At 69.6% G+C, this 22,137-nt stretch carries 17 protein-coding genes; 10 read left to right on the forward strand and 7 right to left on the reverse strand.

The features are described 5' to 3' along the window. Positions 1 to 621 precede the first annotated feature (621 nt). Entirely contained in the window at positions 622 to 1,287 is a 666-nt protein-coding gene (gene msrA / locus VGZ32_RS22450) for a peptide-methionine (S)-S-oxide reductase MsrA (RefSeq protein ID WP_326888127.1), read from the reverse strand. 115 nt (positions 1,288 to 1,402) lie between these two features. Between msrA and VGZ32_RS22455 the strand changes: the two genes are divergently transcribed. From VGZ32_RS22455 to VGZ32_RS22465, 3 genes are all read left to right on the forward strand, one after another. After that, a complete protein-coding gene (locus VGZ32_RS22455; protein WP_326888128.1) occupies positions 1,403 to 1,639 on the forward strand; it encodes a hypothetical protein in 237 nt (78 codons plus the stop codon). A 25-nt stretch (positions 1,640 to 1,664) separates the two neighbouring features. Then, on the forward strand, positions 1,665 to 2,831 hold the full coding sequence (locus VGZ32_RS22460; protein WP_326888129.1) for a cystathionine gamma-synthase: 1,167 nt from the start codon (positions 1,665 to 1,667) through the stop codon (positions 2,829 to 2,831). A gap of 83 nt (positions 2,832 to 2,914) precedes the next feature. Next, a complete protein-coding gene (locus VGZ32_RS22465; RefSeq protein WP_326888130.1) occupies positions 2,915 to 4,651 on the forward strand; it encodes an RIO1 family regulatory kinase/ATPase in 1,737 nt (578 codons plus the stop codon). Positions 4,652 to 4,654: 3 nt separating this feature from the next. Here VGZ32_RS22465 and VGZ32_RS22470 read toward each other — a convergent pair whose 3' ends face one another. Then, positions 4,655 to 6,022, reverse strand: coding sequence for a polysaccharide biosynthesis protein (locus tag VGZ32_RS22470; RefSeq protein WP_326888131.1), 1,368 nt, complete (start codon positions 6,020 to 6,022; stop codon positions 4,655 to 4,657). Between the two features lie 536 nt (positions 6,023 to 6,558). Here VGZ32_RS22470 and VGZ32_RS22475 point away from each other — a divergent pair. The 4 genes from VGZ32_RS22475 to VGZ32_RS22490 are packed head-to-tail and all read left to right on the forward strand — an operon-like array spanning position 6,559 to position 11,690. Further along, complete coding sequence (locus tag VGZ32_RS22475; RefSeq protein WP_414642582.1) at positions 6,559 to 7,959, forward strand: glycosyltransferase family 2 protein; 1,401 nt, start codon at positions 6,559 to 6,561, stop codon at positions 7,957 to 7,959. Beyond that, positions 7,956 to 8,984, forward strand: a complete 1,029-nt coding sequence (locus VGZ32_RS22480; protein ID WP_326888133.1) for a glycoside hydrolase family 26 protein — start codon at positions 7,956 to 7,958, stop codon at positions 8,982 to 8,984. Before VGZ32_RS22475 ends, VGZ32_RS22480 begins: the two co-directional genes overlap by 4 nt. After that, positions 8,981 to 11,032, forward strand: coding sequence for an ArnT family glycosyltransferase (locus VGZ32_RS22485; RefSeq protein ID WP_326888134.1), 2,052 nt, complete (start codon positions 8,981 to 8,983; stop codon positions 11,030 to 11,032). The genes VGZ32_RS22480 and VGZ32_RS22485 overlap by 4 nt, the downstream gene beginning before the upstream one ends. A gap of 7 nt (positions 11,033 to 11,039) precedes the next feature. After that, positions 11,040 to 11,690: a class I SAM-dependent methyltransferase gene (locus VGZ32_RS22490; RefSeq protein ID WP_326888135.1), complete on the forward strand. Its 651-nt coding sequence runs from the start codon at positions 11,040 to 11,042 to the stop codon at positions 11,688 to 11,690. 26 nt (positions 11,691 to 11,716) lie between these two features. Here VGZ32_RS22490 and VGZ32_RS22495 read toward each other — a convergent pair whose 3' ends face one another. Further along, entirely contained in the window at positions 11,717 to 12,598 is an 882-nt protein-coding gene (locus VGZ32_RS22495) for a glycerophosphodiester phosphodiesterase family protein (protein WP_326888136.1), read from the reverse strand. A gap of 648 nt (positions 12,599 to 13,246) precedes the next feature. On the opposite strand from VGZ32_RS22495, the gene VGZ32_RS22500 reads away from it, so the two are divergent. Continuing rightward, positions 13,247 to 14,464 (forward strand): FIST signal transduction protein, encoded by a 1,218-nt coding sequence (locus VGZ32_RS22500; protein WP_326888137.1) that lies wholly within the window; start codon positions 13,247 to 13,249, stop codon positions 14,462 to 14,464. Between the two features lie 82 nt (positions 14,465 to 14,546). Continuing rightward, entirely contained in the window at positions 14,547 to 15,509 is a 963-nt protein-coding gene (locus VGZ32_RS22505) for an ROK family protein (RefSeq protein ID WP_326888138.1), read from the forward strand. On the opposite strand, the gene VGZ32_RS22510 is transcribed toward VGZ32_RS22505, so the two are convergent. From VGZ32_RS22510 to VGZ32_RS22520, 3 genes are all read right to left on the reverse strand, one after another. After that, entirely contained in the window at positions 15,432 to 17,951 is a 2,520-nt protein-coding gene (locus VGZ32_RS22510) for a hypothetical protein (protein ID WP_326888139.1), read from the reverse strand. The two genes, VGZ32_RS22505 and VGZ32_RS22510, sit on opposite strands and share 78 nt — an antisense overlap. Before the next feature lie 137 nt (positions 17,952 to 18,088). Beyond that, positions 18,089 to 19,729, reverse strand: a complete 1,641-nt coding sequence (locus VGZ32_RS22515; RefSeq protein WP_326888140.1) for an MDR family MFS transporter — start codon at positions 19,727 to 19,729, stop codon at positions 18,089 to 18,091. Then, positions 19,726 to 20,229 (reverse strand): MarR family winged helix-turn-helix transcriptional regulator, encoded by a 504-nt coding sequence (locus VGZ32_RS22520; RefSeq protein ID WP_326888141.1) that lies wholly within the window; start codon positions 20,227 to 20,229, stop codon positions 19,726 to 19,728. Before VGZ32_RS22520 ends, VGZ32_RS22515 begins: the two co-directional genes overlap by 4 nt. Positions 20,230 to 20,383: 154 nt before the next feature. On the opposite strand from VGZ32_RS22520, the gene ilvA reads away from it, so the two are divergent. After that, positions 20,384 to 21,820: a threonine ammonia-lyase gene (ilvA, locus tag VGZ32_RS22525; RefSeq protein ID WP_326888142.1), complete on the forward strand. Its 1,437-nt coding sequence runs from the start codon at positions 20,384 to 20,386 to the stop codon at positions 21,818 to 21,820. Here ilvA and VGZ32_RS22530 read toward each other — a convergent pair. Continuing rightward, the gene (locus VGZ32_RS22530) at positions 21,786 to 22,094 is read right to left on the reverse strand and encodes a hypothetical protein (protein ID WP_326888143.1); all 309 of its coding nucleotides are present in this window, start codon (positions 22,092 to 22,094) and stop codon (positions 21,786 to 21,788) included. The two genes, ilvA and VGZ32_RS22530, sit on opposite strands and share 35 nt — an antisense overlap. Positions 22,095 to 22,137 lie beyond the last annotated feature (43 nt).

Raw genomic sequence — 22,137 nt, forward strand, 5'->3', positions numbered from 1 at the left:
TCTCGCGCGATATCAGCGATCCGGACCAGGTGGTCCGGGTCTTCGGCCATGCCAGCTCCTCGTGAAATCTACACTTCGGGTGCAAGTTCTCGGGGCGAAAACTACACCCGGAGTGTAGATTTCTGCGAACCTGCTTACCCCGTGTGCTCGGCGCTTGCCCATGGACGACGATACTTGACGCGCCGTCGACGGTGGTCGGGCCGGTGGGGTATGGGCGTTGTCGTGTGCGGTAGTGGCTCCGGAGCATCGTCGGCTTGCTGCTGGTTTTCACCTCGGCTGCGACCGCTCGCCGAGCCTGCGACGGGACTGCGGGTGTGTCAGCGCCGACTGGCCCGGAGTGGAGGGCCGTCAAGGCCCGCAGCGAGGAGCCGGGTCGCGGCGTTGCCGCGGAGCGGCGGGAGGGCGGGCGGGCATCAGATCCGGCGGACGCCGGCCCGGCGCGCGCGGACCGGCGAGCGCGGCGAGCCGGGAGCACGCGCATCGTGGACCGCAACCCACAAGTGGACCGCCCCGAAGGGCCCGGGGCGGGAGCGCGGCGGGTTGGGAGTTGGGGATTAGCTGACGGTGCCGTCGGTGGTGATCAGGCCAGTGGGGCAGGAGCCCCAGACGCCTTCGGCGGAGTCACTCGGCCTTGGCCAGACCGACGGGGCAGGCCACGCCGGTGCCGCCGAGGCCGCAGTAGCCGTCCGGGTTCTTGGCGTCGGAGAGGTACTGCTGGTGGTAGTCCTCGGCGTAGTAGAACTCGGTGGCGGGCTCGATGGTGGTGGTGATCGGCTTGTGGCCGGCCTTGCTCAGGACCTCCTGATAGGCGGCCTTGCTGGCCTCGGCGGCCTTGCGCTGGGCCTCGGTGAAGTACTGGATCACCGAGCGGTACTGGGTGCCGGCATCGTTGCCCTGGCGGTTGCCCTGGGTCGGGTCGTGGGACTCCCAGAAGACCTTGAGCAGCTGCTCGTAGGACACCTCGGCCGGGTTGTAGACCACCCGGACTACCTCAGCGTGGCCGGTTTGGCCGGAACAGACTTCCTCGTAGGTCGGGTTGGGGGTCACGCCGCCCGCGTAGCCCACCGCGGTGGAGTACACATCGTCGACCCACCAGAACTTGCGCTCGGCGCCCCAGAAGCAGCCCAGGCCGAAGACCGCCTGCTCATAGCCCTCGGGCAGGCCCTCGATCGGCGTGCCGAGCACCGTGTGCTTTCCGGCCAGCGCGAACGGACGGTTGGCGCGGCCGGGCAGCGCCTCCGCGGCGGTCGGGAGACGGTCCTTGAACGGGTTCAAGAAGCGGAACACGGGTCCTCCTCTGTGTCGCTTGGTGAACGTATGGGGGCGGTCCGGGATTCCTTTGCCTCGTTTCCCGCATGCGGTGGGGCCAGAGCGGAGAGACGATGCCAAAGGAGGAACCACCATGCTGTCGATCACAGGAGCGGGGGGACACCTCGAGGCCGCGCTGCCGGGGGAGTGGGCGGCGTTGGTGCTGGCCGTGGGGCTGCTGGGGGTCTTCGGCGGCTTGATCTTGGTGGCTGCCAGCGTCCACCACTCGCGGCTGGCGGCGCGGCGGGCACGTTTGCGGGCACGGGCACGGGCGCGCGGGGCTTGGGCTGCGCCGCGCGGTGGGCCGTCCGATCGGTATGTCCACCGCTGAGCGCCTCGCGGCATAGCCTGAATCCATGACGAAGGCGAACCGATCCGGAGAGCCGCTGGGCTTCTCCTCACTGGCGATCCACGCGGGCCAGGAACCCGACCCGCTCACGGGCGCGGTAGTCCCGCCCATCTACCAGGTGTCCACCTATAAACAGGACGGGGTCGGCGGCCTGCGCGGCGGCTATGAATACTCGCGCTCCGCGAACCCGACCCGCACGGCTTTGGAGGAGTGCCTCGCGGCGATCGAGGCCGGGCGGCGCGGGCTGGCCTTTGCGTCAGGGCTCGCGGCGGAGGACTGCCTTCTGCGGTCGGTGTGCGCTCCAGGGGACCACGTCGTCATTCCGAGCGATGCTTATGGGGGCACGTTCCGCCTGTTCGGGAAGGTGTACCAGCGGTGGGGCGTGGAGTGGACGGCGGTTGACCTGGCGGACCTGGCGGCGGTGCGTGCGGCGGTGCGGCCTGGAAAGACTCGGGCGATCTGGGTCGAGACGCCGTCGAACCCTTTGCTGGGGGTGAGCGACATCGCGGCGCTTGCCGGGATCGCGCGGGAAGCCGGGGCGCTGCTGGTTGTCGATAACACGTTCGCGACGCCTTACCTGCAGCAGCCGCTGACTCTCGGCGCGGATGTGGTGGTGCACTCGACCACAAAGTACATCGGCGGCCATTCGGACGTGGTCGGCGGGGCGCTCGTGGTCGCCGATCCGGAACTCGGCGAGCGGCTGGCCTTCCATCAGAACGCGATGGGGGCGGTGGCGGGACCGTTCGATGCCTGGCTTACCCTGCGCGGTATCAAGACACTGTCGGTGCGGATGGACCGGCACTGCGCCAACGCCGAGGCGGTCGCGCGCATGCTCGAGGCCCACCCCAAGGTATCCGAGGTCTACTATCCGGGCCTGGAATCCCACCCGGGCCACGAGATCGCGGCGAAGCAGATGCGCGGCTTTGGCGGGATGGTCTCCTTCCGGCACGCCGAAGGGGAGAATGCGGCCGTTGAGGTCTGCGGTCGGACGCGGTTGTTCATCCTGGGCGAGTCGCTGGGCGGCGTGGAGTCGCTGATCGAGCACCCCGGACGGATGACACACGCCTCAGCCGCCGGATCTCCGCTCGAAGTCCCCGCTGACCTGGTGCGACTGTCGGTCGGCATCGAGGAGATCGACGATCTGCTGGCCGATCTCGGGCGGGCATTGGGCTGAAACACGCGGCTTGAAACTACAGCCTTGAAACGGCGGGATCACGGCTGCGTGATCCCGCCGCTTTGTGTAGTACAGTGCCGCGCGTGGTGGGGATTTCAGGCATTGAACAGGGTTCTGTCGTCGCCGAGCGCTACCGGGTGGTCGAGCGGATCAACCGGTTCGCCGTGGCCGAGCGGAGCCTGACCGGCGTCGAATACGAGTACTGGCTCGCCTTCGACGAGGCACGCGCGGTCGAGGTCTGGCTGCAGATCGGCGCGCTTGGGGACGTGGCCGCGTCCGGCGCGCAGTTCGCCGGTGCGGTGGCCGCGCTGCGCCGGCTGAACCATCCGGCGATCCCGGCGATCCTGGACTTCGGCGAAATCGAGGTCGAAGTCGCGGTTGAGGCAGGGGTCGACGCGGCCGGCGGCCCGGCGGATACGGTCGTGGCAGATGTCGGATACGCGGTGCTCGAACCGGTCGAGGGGGAGAGCCTCGCCGCCCTGCTGATGCGCGGCGCGCTGACCGAGGCCGAAGTGTTCCTCGCCCTGACGGAGATCGCCGAGGCGTTCAAGCTGCTCCACGAGATGGAGCTGGTGCACGGCCATCTGTCCGCCTACTCCGTCCTGCTCACCGAGCGTGGCGTGGTGCTGATCGACGTGGTGGCGTCGCTCGCGCTGGAGAACGCCTCCGGCGCCGTTCTGACGCCCGCGGCCGACATCTACGCCTTCGCCTGGCTGATCTGCGTCGCCCTGGCCGGGGTGGAGACGGTCGAGGCCGAGTTCGGGGTCGGATTCGACACCGGTTCGAGCCCTGAGGACGAGTACGCCTCCGGGGTGCTGACCGCCGAACTGGTCGAGCGCCGCCGCGCCTGGGCACAGCGGAATCTGGTCGCGGTCTTCGGGGTCGAGGCCGGGTTGGCCGCGCTCCTGATCGCCGCGCTCGGTGAGTCCGGCGGACGACCGACCGCAGCGGCCCTTGTCAGTGCGCTGCGGGTTCGCGGGGTCGTCGAGGAGGAAGCGGTCGCGGTGATGGCGGAGGCCGCGGTCGCGGAAGAGGTCGTCGCCGCGGAGGAAGTCGCGGCCGCGGTAGTGGCAGAGGAGGAAATAGCGGGGGCGGCGGGCGCCGTCATATATGGGGGTATAGAAAGCGCGGGCGCTGTCCAGGCAGAGACCGTCGGCGCGGTGGGTGGCGGCGCAGCCGTCGCGACGATGGCCGTCGGCGCGGAACTCGGCGCCGGCGCGTACCCGGAGACCGTGCCGCCGAGCGGTCCGACACGGCATCGCCGACCCAAGTCAGCCCTCTACGCCGCCGTCGCGATCGTGATCATCATCGCCGTGGCGGTCATCTGGGGCCTGTCCGCCCGCAAGCCCGCAACCTCGGCGAGCCCGGCGAACTCCGCCGGTCCCTCGTCCGCGGCGGCATCGCCCAGCGACTCGGCGGGTACCTCGAGCGCACCGGAGGGCGTCGCGAGCCCGAGCGCCAGCGCGGCCGCAAGCAGCGCGGCGGCGTCGCCGTCAGCATCCGCAGTCGCCAACACCGGTCCGTCTGCCAGCACCAGCCCCGGCGTGCTCGCCACCGCTCCCACCTCGCCTTCGCAAGCGCTCCAGCAGGTGCAGCAGGCCGTCTCGCAGGCTCAGGCCGCTGGGCAGATCCCGAGCCAGGCTCAGGGATCGCTGAATCAGGCGATCGGCACACTCCAGCAGGAGATCTCCTCAGGCGGTTCCGTGCAGCAAGGTGTCACCCAGCTGCGCCAGGCGCTGAGCTCGCCCGGGCTGTCGCAGACGCTGGTCTCGCAGATCAATAGCCTGATCCAATACCTGGCGGGGACCTCGGGCAGCTGACGCTCAGCCCGCCTCACTCCAGCGTTGCAGCGCGGTGAGAAGCAGGCGGTGCGCCGGCTCCAGGTCGGCGGCCGCCCCGCCGTCCGCGATCTGAGCGGTGAGCTGGACCGCCCGCAAGAGCGCGGGGCGCGGGACGTCCCTCAGCGTCGTGTCCAGCAGCGCCCGGGACAACGCCTCGAAAGCGTCGCGTACGGGTGCTGATTCATCGGTCAACCGCGCGGTCTCCTCGAGTTCCTTGAGGCACAACAGCGCCTCGGCGTCTTCGGATGGCGCGGGCATGTCGAACGCGTCCACCTGAGGGCAGCCGCCGGAGACGGTCGACGCGGCCTCGAACATGTTGATCAAGGGGCTGATCCCGCCGGCAGTGCGCGGGTCATACAGCGCAGGGAACGGCGTGCGCTCGTACCCGCTTTCGTATCCGGCTATGTAGATCGGCGACTGCGACCGCGTCTCGACGATCATGCCGAGCGCCAGGTCCAGCAGATTGACCGGCCAGCCCAGATCCCGTATGGCGTGCATGCGCACCACGTCCGCGCGGCCACCGAGCCCAGAGGTCAGCAACAGCTGCGCGGACTCCGTAGCGGACTGGACGTAGAAGTCGATGTCAGTGCCGTGCAGCCGGAGAACGCCGCTCTTGCACCATCGGCGCAGCCGCTGCGCGATGATCGAATTGTCGACGACGTGGGTGAAACGGGCGGCGCTGATCCGGCTCGCCCCGCATGCGGCGGCGCGGGCCGTCAGCCACTCGGCCGCGCGCTTCGAGGCCGCGTACACATCGGGCGAATACGGGCGCAGGGCCTTACCGGTCGAGGCGACCACCACGTCCGGGACCTCACGCTCGACAGCCAGTTCGAGCACGTTGCGGGTACCGAGGATGTTCGTGGTGACGGTGCGGTGCACCTCGATCTCAGCGAGGCTCGGATTGCGCTGCGCGGCGAGGTGGAACACCACCTGCGGTCGCGTCCGCGCGAAGACCTCAGCCAGTGCCGCCTTGTTGCGTATGTCCGCAAGCTGGTATTCAGCGTCGGGCAGCCGACGTCGTGGCGGGGTCGCTCCGCGGCTCACACTGACCAGGCGCCGAGGGCCGAGCCGGGCCAGCTGCTCCATCAGCATCGAGCCGATGCATCCGGTGCCGCCGGTGACCAGAACGTCCCGACCGCCGATCCACTCGGCCGCTTTCGCGTGGGAGACCTCGATCTCCCGCTCGCGCACCGCCTGGAACCGCTGATACTCCTGGTGTGCCCCGGGTCGCACGGCGCAAAGCGCCTGAGTCAGGGTCCGAAGAGACAAGGTCTCGCGGGCGTCGAGCGCGCCCCGGCCCTCGGGAACCGCCTCGCGCATGGTCGCGACGACGGCGTCGGCGCTCTCCACCCAGCCCCCTCATACCACGTTGTTCATCGGTTGGGGTCATCGGGGCTCTTCGAGTCGACCGGGGCTATACGACGGCTGTGTGATCGCGCTGCGATGTTCGAAGAGCAGCGATGCCGGTGATTCTTACGCCTCCCGCCGGGGAATTTCAACCCGATCCGGAATTTACCTCTCCGCTCTATCCGGGCGGTTCTGCAGGGGGATAGCATGTGCGCGCCGTCCGTGCCCTCAAGGTCACACAGAGGGATGACGACGGCTGGAACAGCGCGGACTGGGAAGGGCCTTGGCACGTGGCTGAGTTCGTCGAGGGCCGACCGGGCGCACCGGTGAGTCATCGCACTGATTACGCAGCGGGATTTCCCCAGCGAGCGAATGCATTTAGCGGCTCTGCGCTGGTGCCTGAATCCGGTCTTTCCGAAGTCTTTACCGGATTGCCCAATCCGCCTGCCGATCACGAGAAATACCTGTACGTCAGGCGCAACCTGTGGATCCTCGCGGGATGTTCGACGCTGAGCTTCATCGCCCTGCTCACCAGCCAGATGCGCATGGCGATGATCTCGCCCTGGTTCTGGGCCTACGTGCCGTTCCTGATCTTCACGATCCTCTACTTCCTGATATCCATGGTGGTGACCATCGGCACCCCCGACTTCGACCTGGAGGGGCACCAGAACCTGGTGCGCTCGTGGCGGCCCGCGGTGTACCCGGCCGTGGACGTGCTCCTGCCGGTCTGCGGCGAGCCGGTGGCGGTGCTGCGTAACACCTGGACGCACGTCGCACGAATGGCCGAACGCTACCCGGGCACGGTCACCGCGTTCGTGCTCGACGACTCCAGCAGCACGGAGCTGCGCCGGATGGCCCGCGAATTCGGGTTCGTCTACGCCGGGCGGCCGAACCGCGGCTGGTACAAGAAGGCCGGCAACCTGCTGTACGGCTATCGCGTCACGCACGCCGAGTTCATCCTGCTGCTCGACGCCGACTTCGCCCCCCGGCCCGACATGCTCGACGAGACGCTGCCGCACATGATGGCCGACCCGACGCTCGGGATCGTGCAGACCCCGCAGTTCTTCCGGGTCCTGGACCACCAGAACTGGCTGGAGCGCGGCGCCGGGGCGGTGCAAGAGCTCTTCTACCGTTCCGTGCAGACCTCCCTGTCCCACTACGACGGCGCGATCTGCGTGGGCACCTGCGCCCTCTACCGCCGCGCCGCCCTGGACGACAACGGCGGAATGACCCTGATCGAGCACTCCGAGGACGTGCACACCGGATTCGACCTCTACCTGCGCGGCTGGCGGTTGAAGTACCTGCCGATCGCGCTGTCCGCCGGGGTCTGCCCGGACAACGTGCCGGCCTACGTCAACCAGCAGTACCGCTGGTGCTCCGGCAACATGAGCATGCTCGGCAGCAGCAAGTTCTGGAAGTCGAAGCTCCCGCTGCGGGTCCGGCTCAGCTATCTGTCCGGCTTCTTCTACTACGTGCACACGGCGCTGCTCACCTTCATCGCGCCGGCGATCCCCGTCGCCCTGCTCGCCTTCCTGCCCGGTGACATGCGTCTCAGCAACCTGATCTACGTGGTGCCGGGGCTGGTCTACGCCGGGGTCGTCTTCCCGATGTGGCACAAGGCGCCGTACCGGCTCGAGGCCTTCGCCTGCCGGATGGTCTACGGCTGGGCGCACGTCTTCACCATCTGGGACGTGCTTCGCAAGAACCGCATGGGCTGGCAACCCACAGGCACGTCGGCGAAGAAACAGGGCCGCAACCGCCGCTTCTGGATCGGCATGCTCGGCTGGACCATGACGACCGCGATCGCCTGGGTCGGGCTGGCGCTGTGGCGGATGCTCGACGGCCATCCCATGGACTACGCCGTGCTCCTCGCCGCAGGGCTCTTCTACGCAGTGACCGCCGGACGCGTGCTGTACCGGCCGAGGATCACGGTCTCGTGAGCGCGGCGCACCCGGTACGCGCACTGGTCAGGCTGCTCGCCGTCGGCGCGCTCCTCGCGACCGTCACCTCGTGCTCCGTGGTCAACGAAGCAGCCACCTGGAACAGTGCGGGCGCCTATCCCAAAGGCGGCGCGGCCGCCGGTGCGAGCCCGACGCCGACCGTTCCGGCGTATAACATCAAGCCCCTGCTGGCACCGGCCAAGAAGTATCTGGGCCTGGAGATCCCGAACTCCCCGGACTCGACCGCCCCGGCCGCCCAGTTCGCGACCTGGACCGGGAAGAAGCCCGACCTGCTGGGCGCCTACGTCGCGTGGGACAGCTCCTTCGACACGACCGCGGCCAGCAACGCGTGGAAATACGGCGCGATGTACTTCATGGTCTGGGAGCCGTACGACACCACGGCGCAGCGGATCGCCGCGGGCGACAGCGACAACTACATCGTGCGGTTCGCGGAAGACGTGCGCTCGCTCAACGTACCGATCGCGTTGAGCTTCGGGCACGAGATGAACGGCAACTGGTATCCGTGGGGCACGAAGCAGACCACCGCGGCCGACTTCGTCGCGGCGTGGCGCCACATCCACGACTTGTTCGCCCGGGTCGGCGCCACCAACGCGATCTGGGTCTGGGACCCGAACAACATCTACCCGGTGCCCACGGTCGCGTTGCAGCTCTACTATCCCGGCGACGCGTACGTGGACTGGGCCGGGATCACCGGCTACTGGACGGTCTTCGGACCGCACACCTTCGCGACGCTCTTCCAGCCGACGCTGACCGAGATCCGGCAGTTCACCAGCAAGCCGGTGCTGATCGCCGAAACCAGCGTCGAGGCCGGGGCGAACGAGGTCGCGTCCGTCAATGCCCTGTTCCAGGCGGTGGATAAACACTCGGACGTCATCGGCTTCGTCTGGTACGACTACGACCGCCAGGGCGACTGGCGGCTGGAGAACCGGCCCGACGTGGAGGCGGCATTCCGCACCGGGGCGGCGAACCCGGACTTCGGCTTCGACGTGAGCGTGACGCGATGAGCATGACCGACGACGAGATCACCGCCGCTCAGGCGCCGACGATCCAGACCCCGACCGTGCGGGCTCGCGAGGCGATGCAGCTCGCGGCACAGGCTCCGGAACAGGCCGCGGCGCCAGGACCCCGAATCGTCTCGGCGGACGCCGTGACACAGAGGCTGCCGGCTGCATCGGCGGCACCGATCGCGGTGCCTCAGCGGGTTCCAGCACCTCAGCAGGACCCGGTGACGCCACAGATTCCCGCTCCGGCCATAGCGCTGGACAACGCGGCGCCCATGTCGATGCCGCGCATGTCGATGCCGCCCATGTCGACGCCGGTCCAGTCCGATCCGGAACCGCAGGACTCGTCGACGCCACGCTCCATCGACTGGAAGCAGTCGATACCGTACGACCAGACTGGAGTTCTGATCCGCCCGAAGGGGTGGACGAACGACCAGATCGAGACCGCCCTCATCGACGTGATGGCGTTGCGGCGGCTGCGGAAGAGCGCCGGCGCGGCGGCCGAAGAGGATACGCGGCCACGCTGGCGGAGGCTGGTGAGCTGGCTCGTCCGCCTACCGAACGCCCGGCACGCGGTGCTCGCGGCGATCCTGACGCTGCAGGCGGCGCTCTCGCTGCGCAACACGAACACCGCCTTCATGGACGAGGCCTTATACCTCTACAGCGGTCACCTCGAGCTCGGCCACCTGGTACACGGCGCCCCGCTCTACGACGACTTCTCCACCTACTTCTCCGGCGCCCCCGTCCTCTACCCGGTCCTCGGCGCGCTCGCGGACCAGCTCGGCGGGGTGTTCGCCGCCCGGCTTCTCAGCCTGCTGTTCATGCTCGGCGCGACCGGGCTGCTCTACCTGACCGCCCGGCGGATCTTCGGTATGCGCGCGGGGCTGCTGGCGGCCGGGCTGTTCTCCACCACCGAGTCAGTGGCCTTCGTCGGCGGCCTGGCCACCTACGACGCGCCCGCGATCTTCCTGCTCGCGCTCGCCGGCTGGATCGTCGTGCGCTTCGCCAAGTCCCCCTGGCCGTTCTATCTGCTCGCGGTCGTTCCGCTGGCCTTGGCGGTCGGCACCAAGTACGCCGCGCTGCTGTTCGTGCCGACCGTGCTCGCCCTAGCCTGCTTCGGCGCGCTGACGACACATGGGCGCTGGTGGTCGCTCCTGCGCCCGATGTCGCTCGGTCTGATGCTCAGCGCGATGATCTACGGACTGGTCAAGCTCGCCGGAGCTGACTACTGGACCGGCATCTCGTCGACGACCACCGCGCGCGCCTCAGGCACCACCCCTACGAGCCACATCCTGAACGAGGTCGCGCAATGGGGCGGACTGATGTTCGCGCTCGCGGCCCTCGGCGGCGTGCTGTACGTCTGGCGTCCGAGGTTCGCGTACGACGCCGCGGACCAGCCGGGCCGCGCCGGACGCCTCGGCCTGGTCATCGTGCTGCTGGGCACGGCGCTGCTTGCCCCGGTCGACCAACTGCACCTGCACACCGACGTCTCGCTCTACAAGCACGTCGGTTTCGGTCTACTGTTCGCCGCCCCGCTGGCCGGCTACGGGATGCAGCGCCTCATCGGCGCCCACTACCAGCGCATCCAGTTGGGCATCGCGGTCTGGGTGATCGCCCTCGCGCTCAGCGTGACTCAGACCACGAACCTGTTCCAGGCCTGGCCGTCCTCGACGAAACTCGTCGCCACCATCCGCCACTACAGCCAGCCGCGCGGCGAGTACCTGGTCGAGAACAGCGCCCCCGTCATCTACTCCCTGCGCGACGACGTCAACGCCGAGCCCTACCAGATCATCTCCACGTTCACCTGGCAGTTCACCGACCTGGAGGGCCGCTCGTTCACCGGCGCCGCGGCCTACACGGCCGCGATCCGCGACGACTTCTTCAACGTCGTCGCGTTCGACTACAGCGCCACCGCCGGCGTCGACGGGCAGATCCTGACCGCCCTCAAAGCCAACCACGACTACTACCTGACCACCACGATCACCCAGCAGACGTCGCAGGGCTATGACACGTACTTCGTCTGGGTCAAGTGGGAGCCAGGACAGAAGTGACGCGCTCTTGAGCACGAGCCGTTCGTACCGGCACCGCGTGTTCGCGTCCTGGTACCCGAAGCTGGCCGCGGCCACCGATCGCGCCGGGTTCGGCGAGCGGCGCGCGCAGATGCTGGCCGGATTGCGCGGACCGGTGGTCGAGGTCGGGGCGGGCAGCGGACAGAACTTCGAGCACTACCCGACGACGGTGACCCGGCTAGTGGCGGTCGAGCCAGAGCCCACACTGCGCGCCAAAGCCCGCGCCGCCGCACCTAGCGCGCCGGTGCCTGTGGAGGTCGTGGCCGCGAGCGCGCACGAGCTGCCGTTCGCCGACGCGTCACTCGACGCGATCGTGGCCTGCCTCATGCTGTGTTCGGTCACGGATCAGGCAGCTGTGCTGGCTGAATTCCGCCGCGTGCTTCGGCCGTCGGGGCAGCTTAGGTTTCTTGAGCACGTCCGAAGCGACAACGCATACGCGGCCCTCGCGCAGAAGTCGCTCGACGCGACGTTGCTGTGGACGGCTTTGGGCGCGGGCTGTCACTGTAGCCGCAACACTGAGGCAGCCATCCGCGCCGCAGGCTTCGACCTCGACACCTGCGAGCGCTTCACGTTCCCCGAGCGTGGACTACGGCGACCGACCGCTCCGCACGTGACTGGCGTCGCGGTCCGCCCCACCTGACCGCACGCGCAGCCGCAGTCGCGCCGTCAGGTCAGCGTGGCCGGGCACGAACCGCCGGCCCACTGCACGTACGACGGCACCCAGTTGGTCGCGATCGCGTCGACACCCGCCGTGCGCAGCGCGGACCACTGCGGCGGATAGGCGGGAGTCCACACCCACACCACCAGGCCCGCCTGACGCCAGGAGGCGACCAGGGCGGCGGTGACGCCCAGATAGTCGATGTAGAGGATATGGACGCCGGTCGCGGTCACTGTGCTCGCGGACGGCGCCGCGCTCGGGCTCAGCGCTTCCCGGATGAGCGCGGTCCGCACACCCGGAGCGGCGCCCGCGAAAGCCCGCACGTCGGCCGCGTTCCACCCGCCGACCACGGTCCGGCCTGCGTACCCGGCGTCCTCGATCACCGCCGCCAGCCCGCTTATCGAGCTCTGCCCAGCGCCGCCGGGCGCGAACGGATCCGCCTCCATCTGGATCACGAGCGGAAGGCCGGTGCCGCGCACCGCGCTGAGCAGTTGCGCGAGAGTCTGCGGATGGATGTGGCCCGGGTACGGGGTTCCGTCATTGTTCTTCGCCCACAGCGCGGTGAACTGGGCAGCCGTCACCGACAGCACCGCGACCCCGTGCCCGGCGGCCGTGGTGGTCCGGTCCAGCGTGGCGTCGTGGAGCGCGACCGGCACATTGTCGGCGGTCCAGCGCACATCTACGTTCATCATCGAGGCGCCATGCCGAACCGCGTCCAGCTCGGCGGCGGACGTGTTCTCTGGGAAGAGCGTCGCGACCGGTGCGCCGTCACCCCGGTGTGCGATCACCGGGGGCGCCGTGCAGTGGGGCCGCGCCCCACCCGTGGCCGAAGGCGCGCCCGACGCGTTCGGCGAGGCGGACGGCGAATGCGACGACGGTGGAACGCTCATCGGCGGCGGCGTACTTGATGCGATGACGCCCTGGACTTGGGCCGGCGATTGCGCCGCATGAGTGATCGAGCTGGCAGGCGAGCCCCCGCACGCCGCCAGCGCCAAAGGCACCGCACCGCACGCCAACCAGCGCACGACGCGGTGCTGTGAAACACCGTGCGGCGAAACACCGCGCCGTCTTATGTACCCGCCGCGCACGTCAACCCCGTTTCATGTCCCAACCCACATCGGACCGAATCCCCGTCCGCAGGTGACTATCATCTAACTTCTTCAGAGACACTTCAGGTTGGCCCGCAGTTGCGCCGCCGTTGTCAAAATTTGGAAACAACGTGCGCCGACGCGGACCTTCAACGGGACAAGTGTGTTCGGCACAACCAAAGGTGCCCGCCAGCACGAGCTCGGCGAGCAAGCGGTTCAGCCGGGCATCGCCCGGCCAACGCGCGTCCAGCGCGGAATCGAACGACTGGTGTCGAAGAAGTGTGTCGAGGACCAGTGTCGAACAGCGCCTTGTCGGGCATAGCGGAGCCGAGCGCGCAACGCGGAGCAGCGCGGCGCCGTCGCCCGGTGCGTTCCCCGCGCCGGCGCCGAGCGGGCTCCGAAACGATTGCGCCGCTATCAGTGATCGGACGAGGGTGGGATCATTGCGCCATGGGGCGTTTCGGCGAGGGACTGGCAGAGGACCGCGACGTGCAGCGGGCCGCCCGCAGGGCGGCGTACGGAGCCCTGTCCACCGTGGACGGACCGCCTGATCTGGTCGTGGTCTTCGCTGCCGTGACCGACGCCGACGACGCGGACCTGGTGGCCGCGAGCGTTCATGAAATGGTGCTGGAGACGGGGAACGAACGCTGCGTCACCGTCGGCGCGCTCGCGCCCGGAGTGATGGGCGACGCCCGCGCGGTCGGCCCCCTGCTCGGCGGCGAGCCAGCGGTCTCCGTCTGGGCCGCCCGGCTGCCCGGCGTGCGCGTGCGCCCCTTCCACCTGCGCGCCCAACGCGAGGCCGACTCGATCGCGGTCGGTGGACTGCCCGAACCGTGGCCGGACGACAAGGCCGTGCTGCTGTTCGCCGACCCCTTCAGCTTTCCCGCCGACGGCTTCGTCGAGCGGTCCAACGACGCGGTGCCCGGCCTGCCCTTCGTCGGCGGCCTGGTACCCGGACCCGGCGGCGCGGGCACCGCCCGGCTGATCCAGGACGGCCGCACCCGCTCCGAAGGCGCGGTCGGCGTGATGCTCGGCGGCGCGGTCGAGGCCGCGATCGCGGTCAGCCAGGGCTGCCGCCCGATCGGACCGGCCATGACGGTGACCGCCGCCGACGGGAACATCCTGCTCACCCTCGCCGGGCAGCCCGCGATGGACCGGCTGAGCGACGTGATCGACGGGCTGGAGCCGGACGAGCGCGAAGCCGTCAGTGCCGGACTGCACGTCGGCCTCGCCATGGACGAGTACGCCGAGCAGCACGAGCAGGGCGACTTCCTGATCCGCGGCGTGCTGGGCGCCGAACCGGAGCGCTCCGCGCTGGCCGTCGGCGACCTGATCGAGGTCGGGCGCACGATCAGGTTCCAGATCCGGGACGCTGCGAGCGCGACGAGGGAACTCGACACCGTGCTCGCCGCCTGTCGGGAGCGGCCCGGCTACCGGGTGATCGGGGGAGCGCTCGTCGTCTCCTGCAACGGCCGCGCCGCCGACCTGTTCCCGCAGCCGCTCGGCGCGAGCCACGACATCCTGGCCGTGCGCGCCGGGCTCGGCACGAACGCGGTGGCCGGCTTCTTCGGCTCCGGGGAGATCGGACCTGTCGGCGGGCGCAACCATCTGCACGGCTACACCGCCTCGGTGCTGGCCTTCGCCGAACCGGAAGCCCAATTGGTGTGACCGGTGCGGTAACCTGCGGCAGCGCTCAATGGAGAGCGCTCTCTGTTTATCGTGGACGCAGTCGAGAGGGCGGAGCACAACGGTGGAGCAGTCCGAGCAGCGAGCGCTGGTGATCGACATCGGCGGCACCAAGCTGGCCGTCGGGGTCGTGGACGGCGAAGGCCGGGTGCTCGAGAACCTGCGCGGGGCTACCCCCAGGGCGAGCGTCGACGACGGCGGCGAGCTGATCTTCCGCACCCTGGTCGGGCTGATCGAGGACCTGAAGACCGACGCGGCCGAGTTCGTCGGCGTGGGCGTCGGCTGCGGCGGCCCGATGCGCTGGCCCTCCGGCGAGGTCTCCCCGCTCAACATCCTGGACTGGCGCGAGTTCCCGCTGCGGGCGCGGCTCGCCGAGGTCTTCCCGGGGCTGCCGGTGCGGGTGCACAACGACGCGGTCTGCGTCGCGATCGCCGAGCACTGGCGCGGCGCCGGGCAGAACACCGACCACATGCTCGGCATGGTCGTGTCCACCGGCGTCGGCGGCGGCCTGATCCTCGGCGGCCGGCTGATCGACGGGCGCTCCGGGAACGCCGGGCACATCGGCCACGTGATCGTGCACGAGAACGAGCCGCTGTGCCGCTGCGGCGCGGTCGGCTGCCTGGAGGCCATCGCCGCCGGCCCCCGGCTGTCCGAGTGGGCGGCCGAGCAGGGGTGGCGCACCGGCGTGGAGCCCGGCCAGCGCACCGGCCGGGACCTGGTCGACGACGCGCGCCGCGGCCACCCGGTCGCGCTGGCCGCGCTCGGTCGGGCAGGGCGGGCGCTGGGCCTGGCGATCGCCTCGGCCACGACGCTGTGCGACCTCGACGTGGTGGCGATCGGCGGCGGCATCTCGCAGGCCGGGCCGCTGCTGTTCGACCCGCTGGAGACGACGCTGCGCGAGCGGATCGGGCTGGAGTTCGCCCGCGACGTGCGGGTCGTGCCAGCCGCGCTAGGCCAGGAGTCCGGCCTCGTCGGCGCCGCGGCGCTCATCCACGAGCCCGGACGGTACTGGAGTCCCGGCGACTGACGGCGGCGCCCCGGCCCCCGGCGTCAGCGCCCGCGCGGCGCTTAGCACGGCCAGCGGCACCGCCAGGAACAGCGCCATCTTCGGCACCAGGATGCCCGAGTCGTCGACGAACCAGCCGATGCCTACGGTGATCAGGGACAGCCACAGCGCGCAGCGGATGTACGGTTCGCGCGCGTAGACCAGCGCTAGGGACCGGGACGCGATCAGGCGCGGCGCGACGACGGCCAGCAGGCTCCAGAACAGGAGCCACGGCACGTAGTGGCTGAACCAGTCGTTGTTCACCGACGCCAGGTTGGTGTCGATCTTGCGGTGCACGGTGGTGGTCCAGGTGCCGTCGAAGATCGAGGCCACGAAGTTGCCGAAGTGCGAGCGGTGGTCGGCCGGCTGGAGGTAGTTGACGATGGCGAATCCGGAGACGACGACCACCCCGCTGATCGCCACCACCAGCACCTTGCGCCAGGTGATCCGCCATCCGGCGAGCAGGAACAGCAGCAGCACGAATCCGGGCACCATCGCGATCGTGCCGCCGAACTTCGAGCCCCAGGCCGGCGAACCGCACGCGGCCACGGCGAACAGGCCGAGCGCGCCGACCGCAACCAGCGCGCGCCGCCGCTCGGAGCGTTCGGCTGCCGGAAGCCGGGTCAGCCCGAGACGGCCCGGGACCGCGCGCGACAGCCAGCCGGTCGCCGCCTCGCGGAAGGTGCGCGGCCAGGTGTGCGGCGGGATCTGGCCGGGTCCCCGACGGGGCATCAGCAGCGAGCCGATCCAGACCGAGCCGACCATGGCGGCGGCGCAGTACACCCCGACCGCGTCATTGCCGATGCCGTAGAACCGCCCGGCGATCACATACGACAATCCGAACGGCGTCTGCGCCTGGAGCCGCGAGCCGGTCACCACGTCCACCGCGATGATCCCGAAGGTGAGCAGGCCGAGCAGCCCGGCCGGGGCCAACGGCTGACCGCGCAAGCCCGGGAGCTGGCACAACGCCAGCGTCACGGCGGTGAGTACGAGCGCGATCGCGGCGATGGAGAGGAAGAGGACGGCTCCGGGACTGCCGGTCCCGGACCAGGGGACGAAGTTCGCCAGGAAGGACGCGGGCGCGACCGCCGCCAGGGCGGTGGCCCATACGCCGATCGCGCCCATCAGGATGCGCCGCCACCGCGCGAGTACGGGATAACGAGCGGCGAAGCGTCCGGGGGAGTAGCGCTCCGGCAGCCAGCGCACCGCGACGAAGACCACCCCGGCCGCCCACACCAGGATGGTGACCGCGTGCGCCATCCACGTGATGAACCGCAGGTTCGTCGCGCCGTACGTGTCGTTGGCGGTGCCGAGCCGGGCCTGCGTGGCGATCGCCGAGCCCGGATCGGCCGGGGCGGGGCCTCCCGTGCCGATCAACGCTCCGGTGAACGGTTTCGGGTCGGCGGCCTTGACCTGAGTCTGCGTCAGCCCGGCCCAGCGCAGGATCGACGGCGTCAGGTCGATGGTCTGCACGAGTCCGTCGTGCCGGGTGGAGGCGGTGTACAGCCAGCGTCCGCCGGTGAACCGGCTGCTTGTGGAGCCGGCCGGACTCGAACCCGTGGTCGTGACCAGCACGGCGTGCAGTTCTGCGTTGTAGGAGCTGTCGCTGAGCCCGGCGATGATGGCCGTCGTCCCGATGGGCAGCTTCACCATGAGCGCGGCGAGTTGGGCGTCGAGGATCGTGTACGGGTACGTGCGCTGCGGCAGCGGCGTGGGCCGCGGTGGGGCGACCGTCGGCTGCAGATTGCTCAGGCCGCCGAGGTCGACCAGTGTGACCGCGCAGCTTTCCAGGTCGGTGGTGGTCAGCGAGTCGGGGGAGCCGAGGTAGTCGGAGACCCTGCCGTTGGCGTCCGAGGCGGCCAACAGTGCACCGGCTCCCGATGCTGCGATGCAGCCTCCCGCCGCACTGATGGGCGCCGCCAGCGCTCCATAGACGGGGTTGTAGCTGTAAGCCGTATTCGGCGCCGTATAGGCAGAGAGGTTCGGGATTTGATACGGCCCCGGCGTCGCGGGCGGCTCCGGAAGCGGCGCGCAGTAGGTATGGGTGTGGGTGATCAGCGCGTAGTTGGGGTCGATGCCGACCGGGTAGCGCGAGACGACGCCGGCCGTGCTGCGCGACCCGGTGCCGAGGGTGAGCCATCCGTCGGCCGGGCAGGTGCTGTCCATCGCGGCGCGGGTGACCAGCGACGCGATGTCGCCTCCGCCGACCATCGTGTAGAGCGACGGCATCCCGCTCTGCGTGACGTCGCTCCACTGCAAGCCTTCGATGCCGATGACCACCACACGGCCGGAGGGCGCACCGCCGGTTGCCGCCGTCTCGCCGCCCGCGTCCACTGCGTGCGCAGGCGCGGTACCGAACGCGGCGGCGGACAGCAGAGCCGCCCCGAATGCCGCGCTGGACGCGAAAAGACGACGAAGGCGCACCCGGCCAGCGTAGTGACGGCCGCGTGCGCCTTCGCGCTCGGGTAGACCGGACGGTCAGATATTCGTCAACTCGTGACCAGCGGATCCCGGTCTGATGCGTTGCCGCTTGGTGCGGTGCGGGTTTTGTGCGTTGCCGCTCAGTGCAGGGCCGGCGCGGCCGCGGCGTCTGCGGTCGCCCCCGCCTCGGCGCCCGCCGGGCCGCTGGGGCTGCCGGCGCTACGCAGCTCGACCTGCTTGAGGAACAGGCTGAGCACGAACGCGACCAGCATGATCGCCGCCGCGATCATGAAGACCACCGACAGCGCCTCGACGAACGAGTGGATCATGATCTGCTCGATCCCCGGGTGCGTCACGTTGAGCGCGTTGAGCTGGGCCCGGTTGAGGCTGCCGGTGCTGCTTCCGGCGCCGAGCGACCCGGCGCGCGAGCCGAGCGCCTGCTTCACGTACAGCGTCAGCCGGTTGGTCAGGATCGCGCCGAACAGCGCGGTGCCGAACGAGCTGCCCATGTTCCGGAAGAACAGGTTCGCCGAGGTGCCGGTGCCGATGTCCTTGAACGGCAGGGCGTTCTGCACCGCGAGCGTGAGCACCGGCATCACCAGGCCGAGCCCGGCGCCGAGCACGAACATGTAGACGCCGCGCTCCCACGCCGGGGTCGTCTCGCCCAGCCGCGACATCAGGAACATGCCGACCACGGCGATCGCGGTGCCGGCGATCGGGAACGGCTTGTACTTGCCGATCTTGGAGATCATCCGGCCGCCGATGATCGAGGCGGGCATGATGCCCAGCATCATCGGCAGGATCGCCAGCCCCGCCATGGTGGGCGAGTAGCCCACCACGAACTGCAGGTACACCGAGAGGTAGATCAGCGAGCCCATCATGGTCAGGCCCACCACGAGCGCCATCGCGTTGGACATCGTGAAGACCTGGTTGCGGAACAGCCTCATCGGCAGGATGGGCTCGCTGGCGCACTTCAGCTCCCAGAACACGAACAGCGCGAACAGCGCGCCGCCGCCGATGAACAGCGACAGGATGGTCGGGGAGCCCCACGCGTACTGCCCGTTGCTGCCGAACTGCGCGGCCAGCAGCAGGGCCGAGGCGCCCGCGGTGACCAGTGCCGCGCCGGTGTAGTCGATCTTGTGCTTGACCTGGCCGTCCCGCACGTGCAGCACGATCGAGATGACGATCAGGGCGAGCAGGCCGATCGGCAGGTTCACGTAGAAGATGTAGCGCCAGCCGGTGATGCCGAGCAGTGTGTGCTGGTCGGTGAAGAAGCCGCCGAGCAGCGGGCCGATCACCATGGCGAGCATGAACACGCCGCCGAAGTAGCCCTGGTACTTGCCGCGCTCGCGGGGCGGGACCACCGATCCGATGATCGTGAAGGTCAGTGCCATCAGGCCGCCCGCGCCGAGGCCCTGCAGCGCCCGGAACGCGATCAGCTCGGCCATGTTCTGCGCCATGCCGCACAGCGCCGAGCCGACGAGGAAGACGACTATCGCGAACATGTATATCTTCTTGGGCCCGTACAGGTCAGCGAGCTTGCCGTAGATCGGCGTGACCGCTGTCGAGGCGAGCAGGTACGCGGTGACCACCCACGGCATCTCAGCCGTCCCGTTGACCTTGTTCAGGTCGTTCACGATGGTCAGCAGCGCGGTCGAGACGATCGTCTGGTCGAGCGCGGCGAGCAGCATGCCGAGCATCAGGCCGCTGAAGACCACCATGATCTGCCGGTGCGACATAAGGGGGCGGCCATCGGCCGCCGTCTCCGGTGCAGCACTCACTTGAAGCATCCTTCGATGTCGCCGACGAACCTGTGGAGGAGGTCCGTCAGTTGCGTCACGTCCTGCGCGGCCCAGTGCCCAAGGGCCCCGTGGACCTCTTCCACCCGCTTGGTCCAGAACTCGCGGACCATCGCGTCGCCCCGATCGGTCAGCTCGACCTGGAACGCCCGCTTGTCGTCCGCGTCGGTGGTCCTCGCGATCATGCCCTCCTCCTCCAGCTGGCGCAGATGCCTGCTGACGGTGGACAGGTCCAGATGAAGCTCCTTGGCCAGCACGGACGGGCGCTGCCGCCCCGACCGCTGCAGCGTGAACAGCACGCTGAGCCTTCCCTGGTCGGAGTGCTGCACCGCCTGTCGCTGCCGGTTCTTGGCCTGCATGAACATCTCGCGTACCGCATCGAGGAGTTGCTTGACCTGGTCGACAGACGGCCCCGGCGGCGCGGGCCGCTCGATGGCTGGCGCGAACGGGTCGCGATCAGCCGAAGTTACCGCCGTAGTCATGAGGACCCCTAAGGCCGAGCCGCCATCCCGAGCGGCTACCCCGCCAAATTACTTGTACGTTACAACTATATCGAAGATTGCTTGTGCTTTGCAACCTATTTTTCGCTCGCCGGGCTCCGTCGTTCCTCATCCGCACCACGCGTAGCCTGAAGGCATGATGAGCAGGGACTCCCGGGCTCGCGGTGCCAGACCGGCGGACCGCACACCCGAGCACGCCGAAGGGTCGAACGCCGGTACCCCGGGCGCCGACGCCGAGTCGGCCGACCCCGCCACGGGTCGCACAAGAACTGCGAGCGCTTCAGCCGCCCGCACTCCCAAAGGCGTCGCCGATGCCGCTTCGACCGGCCGCGCCGTCAAAATTCAGCCCTGGTCGCCGACGGCGCCCGCCGTCACCCTCGACGACGTGCTCGCCGCCCGCAAGACCCTCGGCGACGTCATCCGCGCCACTCCGTTGGCCTGGTCGCGCCCGCTGTCCGAGGCGGTCGGCGGCGAGGTGTGGTTCAAGTGCGAGAACCTCCAGCGGGCCGGTTCCTTCAAGATCCGCGGAGCGTACGTCCGGATCCACAACCTGTCCGCCGAGGAACGGGCGCACGGCGTCGTCGCGGCCAGCGCGGGGAACCACGCGCAGGGCGTCGCCCTCGCCGCGACTTTGCACGGGATCGAGTCCACCGTCTTCATGCCCGAGGGCGCTCCGCTGCCCAAAATAGCCGCCACCGAGTCGTACGGGGCACGGGTCCGTTTCGCCGGGACCACCGTCGACGAGGCGCTGATCGCCGCCCGCGCGTTCGCCGAGGAGACCGGCGCCGCGTTCATCCACCCCTTCGACCACCCCGACATCGTGGCCGGGCAGGGCACGGTCGGCCTGGAGATCCTGGAACAGTGCCCGAACGTCAAGACCGTGCTCGCCGGCTGCGGCGGCGGCGGGATGCTCGCCGGGCTCGCCATAGCCATCAAGCAGTTGCGGCCTGAGGCGCGCGTCATCGGCGTTCAGGCCGCGAACGTCGCGGCGTACCCACCGTCCCTTTCCGCCGGGCGGCCGACGCCGTTGGTCGGCGCAACGCCCACGATGGCCGACGGGATCGCGGTCGGCTGTCCCGGCGAGGTCCCCTTCGGCATCATCCGCGACCTGGTCGACTCGGTGGTCACCATCGACGAGGAGTCGATCTCCCGGGCCCTGCTCCTGCTGTTGGAGCGCAACAAGTTGGTCGTCGAGCCAGCCGGCGCGGTCGGCGTCGCCGCGCTGCTCGAGGATCCGGGGGCGTTCGAGCCGCCGATCGTCGCGGTGCTCTCCGGCGGCAATGTGGACCCGCTGCTCCTGCTGCGCCTGATCCGGCACGGCCTCGCGGCGGCCGGACGCTTCATGTCGCTGCGGCTGCGCCTGACCGACCGTCCCGGAGCACTCGCCCAACTGCTCGCCGAACTCGCCGCCGCCGACACCAACGTGGTGGACGTGGAGCACGGCCGCAACCTGGCCGGGCTCGGCATCACCGAGGTCGAAGTGGGCGTGACGCTCGAGACACGCGGGCCGGATCACGCAGCAGCGGTACTGGAAAGGCTCAGCGCGGCGGGTTATTCGCCGACGGTCGCTTAAGGCGCGGATGCGCCGGAGGCAGCCGCTTTCCGGCGACGATCGAGGCCAGCGGCACCGTGACCTGCTCGCCCGAGGCGCGGACGACGGTCGCGAATCCCGCCTCATCGGAGTTCTCCGGCGCGCCGGTCCACGCCCGCAGCACGCCGATCACGTCCGTGAGCGTCTCGCCGCCCGGCCCGACCTGGTCCGGCGGCAGACGGTAGCGCAGCACGACGCGTGATCCCACATCGTGTACACCGATGCGGTCCGGCTCCATCGGTGATGTAGCGTCCATTGCGGCGCCCCTTGTACTTTCGACCTTCGAACAGGCGGGATAC

It is taken from the genome of Actinocrinis sp. (assembly GCF_035938995.1).
Lineage (GTDB): Bacteria > Actinomycetota > Actinomycetes > Streptomycetales > Catenulisporaceae > DASZGI01.